The following is a 3,373-nucleotide window of genomic DNA, read 5'->3' as shown; positions in this document are numbered from 1 at the left end:
TTTGCTACAACAACACCATGCATTAATTAGTATGACACAGAGTGGCGACCCACTGGAAAATGCCATAACAGAAAGGGTAAATGGTATACTAAAAACAGAGCTGATTAGTAGCTTTTATAATAACATTGATGAGGCGGCGCTACACATTAGCAGGTGCATTATTATTTACAATTACAAGCGGAGACATAGCAGCCTAAACTGGCAGATACCTGCTGAGGTTCATAAGCAAAAAGGACCGCAAATAAAACGTTGGAAAAACTATTATAAAGCACCTCAAAGCAAAGAAGTTATGGTGCAAGAAACTTGATGGGCCAAGGCACAAAAAACAGTTCCTTTAGCTGTGAATGGCTACAGAACTGTTTTTTGCCCACGCACGGCGAAAAACCTTTTAGTCAATATTATTTAGGATGATTTATTTTAGTCAACTAAATGCAGGATTTTATCTATTAACCAGTCAACCTATATCAGGACGAGGCAGTCAGCTGTTCGACTTCAGTCCCAGCTTGACGTTATAAATTTGGCTTATGAATAAAACATCAGCAATATTGCAATTATCAACTTCGGTTATGGGCTGACGGAATTCTAATTCCCCAACAAACGCCAAGCCTTTTTCGTTATGTGCCATATTGCGACAACTACAAAATAGACGACTATGAATGACGTAGAAAAATTAGTAGCCTTTAACAACATTAGGGCTTATCTGACAGAAGAACAACAACAAGAATTGTTGAGAACTTTAGCATTAGACCCGACAAATCTATCTCATAGACTTCGTGGACTTAATGTAGAATCGGAATTTTTTGTCATTCTTCATTTGCTACAAAGCTGTAAACATATTTTATCGTTTGACGAAGCGACTTCGGTTTTAACACAATCATATTCACCTGACAGTTGTTTAGTTTTAAAAAATGATGAAAAGATTTTTGTAGAAATAAAAAGCAAAGACGAGTTTGCATACAAGATTAGCGGTGGCAACCTTCAAAAAAGAATTGACTTTGCTAAGGAGTTTGGTTTCAAACTCTACTTTGCTGTTAAACTCGGTAGTTTTTGGGGTCTTTATTCAAGCGATTTCTTGCAAAGTAAAAACGGTAAATTGACTTTCCCAGACGACTATAATAATTCAGATTTTGAAGAGGTTTTTGGTAGTCAATTAATCATTGCACCGAAAGGAATTAAAGTTGAAAGCTATTATTCGCCAGACAAAGAATCTTTAATTGGCATTAAACACGGAACTTTTGGAAACTTGTTTTCATACAAATTTTACTTTCAAGACAATTTAATTTTTGAAGTAAAAAAAGAGAACGAATCAGAAGCATTATACAGCATTATTCTTGAAGCACTGCACGATGAAATGTCAAAACAGTTTCAAGAAATCAAAGACTTGGGCGACCAGACAACTTTAATAACAGAACAACTTTTAGAAAACACGTTCTTTTACGATTACAATTTTCTTTTATCTCACATATATCACACTCAAACGAATTTCGGGTACATACTTGACAGCACGACTTTTTACAAATCCGTAATTGAGGAAAAAGGAAAAACACCAATAAACAAAGAACTTTTACAGACAGTCATTAAATTAATGCAAAACAAGAAAGTTCCATTAATTATCTCAACATTGAAAAAAGAAAAAATGACAAAATAATACGGCACATAACACGAGGTTTTGCAATAGTGGGGCAGACGAAATAAATATCAACATTTGAGCTACTATTTTGCTTCAGTTCGGGCAGACGAATATAAATTTGGCTATGAATAAAACATCAGCAATATTGCAATCATTGGGCTTTGGTTATGGGCAGACGTAATTCTATTTCCCCACCATCGCAAAGCCTTTTTCGTTAGCAACCATTTTATGGCAAGACACGACCTTACAGATTGGATTATTCATTTTGTTCACAGAAGGAATCCAGAAAATGACCCATTAGAATTCTCATATGATTTTGAGGACTTTGAATATATCCCACATCCAGACGGATTTACTTATGACGGTGAACCATTTGTATTGACTAATAAATATGAAGAAGATGACTATGGATTAGCCCCTGATGACTATGCAATATGTGTTCTACAGAAGATTCTTCATGATGGATATGTTAGAGCAGGATGGTCCTACAGGAGAGGAACGCCAACGATTTACGGACCCAAAGCTGCAGTTTGTTTTACCGAAATGCCATTATACGGTTTAATTGAGTATGCCAAAATACGTGCAGATGAAAATTATACGGAACAATATGGAATAGCTTTTTTAAAAGACGAACTTTTTCTAGCAGGAGCAAGACCTGTAATTTATGGATTAAGTGGTGGACATAAAGAAGCCAAGGAATCAGACCTGTTCTATGGCAAAGGCCTAAGGACTCTTGCATCGGAATGTGGCATTGGACTACGAGAGCAGTTTAGATATGTTTACACAAAACTGACTTCATTTAAGAAAATAGATTGGACGCATGAAAGAGAATGGAGATGGGCTGACCTTGAGCAGTCCTTTGACTTTCCAGGAATGCCAATTTTTGCAAAAAATGATAAAATTACTTTTAGCAAAATAATTGTCATCGTTAAGACTACTGAAGAAGTTGAAAGAGTCATAGAACAACTTAAAAATCTTTATCATTCTAAATCCACAAATCACGGAAGAGAGTACAACCTTAAAGTGATTGAAAATACATACGTCCTTTCACTTGATGAAGTAGCCAAAATTACAAAAGACCCCAATTTGGTTAAGCTGGACGATTTACCATTAAGTTCTATCCCAAAAATTCAAAAAATTAAAGTAACGGCAGAAACAATCGAGAAAATTAAGATAGCAATTCAACAAGCATCAGAAATCTTTTATAATGAATCAGAAAAATTTATCAATGAACATGGTGAGAAAGCCCCATGTGGGTGGTCACACGTAGTGACTTGGGAGTCAAACACAGAAATAACTCAAGCACTAGTTGATTTAGGATTTGCAAATTCTTATGCAGATGGCTATTATTATATTAATGGGTTAAAATCTTATCCAGGTCAATCTATTGATGTTGACGAAGCTGGTGCAAAAGCCGCAGCAGAATTTTTGACAAAAGAGTTGGGACAAAAATTTAGTTACCATTCAAGATTTGACTAAAAACGGTTGCTAACAAAAGGTTTGCCGCAAGGCTGGCAGACGGAATAACAATCGGCAGTTGTACTACTATCAGCTAATATCGGGCTTGACCAAATTCTATTTGGCTTTTAGTTGTTAACTTCAACATCAGTTTTTTTAATCGGCTTCAGTTGCCGGGCGGACACAGCAACTATTCCAGCCCTCCGGCAAGCCTCGAACGTCAGACTGTGAAAAAACTCTGTTTATTGATTTTTTAATCTTTTTTCCTCGTTGCGGTTAGCTTTG

Annotated in this window: 3 protein-coding genes; all 3 read left to right on the top strand. The window is 36.0% G+C overall.

What is annotated here, in order from left to right; genetic code table 11:
* Positions 1-307 (top strand): integrase core domain-containing protein (locus ACFOW1_RS06190; protein ID WP_379012955.1); only part of this gene is annotated, 307 nt, incomplete at its 5' end.
* 345 nt (positions 308-652) lie between these two features.
* Positions 653-1,648 (top strand): hypothetical protein, encoded by a 996-nt coding sequence (locus ACFOW1_RS06185; RefSeq protein WP_379012953.1) that lies wholly within the window; start codon positions 653-655, stop codon positions 1,646-1,648.
* Positions 1,649-1,858: 210 nt separating this feature from the next.
* Positions 1,859-3,109: a hypothetical protein gene (locus ACFOW1_RS06180; protein ID WP_379012952.1), complete on the top strand. Its 1,251-nt coding sequence runs from the start codon at positions 1,859-1,861 to the stop codon at positions 3,107-3,109.
* The last annotated feature ends 264 nt before the right edge of the window (positions 3,110-3,373 follow it).

This window comes from Parasediminibacterium paludis (assembly GCF_042651445.1).
In the GTDB taxonomy this organism is placed as follows: Bacteria; Bacteroidota; Bacteroidia; order Chitinophagales; family Chitinophagaceae; genus Parasediminibacterium; species Parasediminibacterium paludis.
The sequence above is the reverse complement of the archived record's forward strand: the minus strand, read 5'-3'. Positions and strand labels throughout refer to the sequence as shown.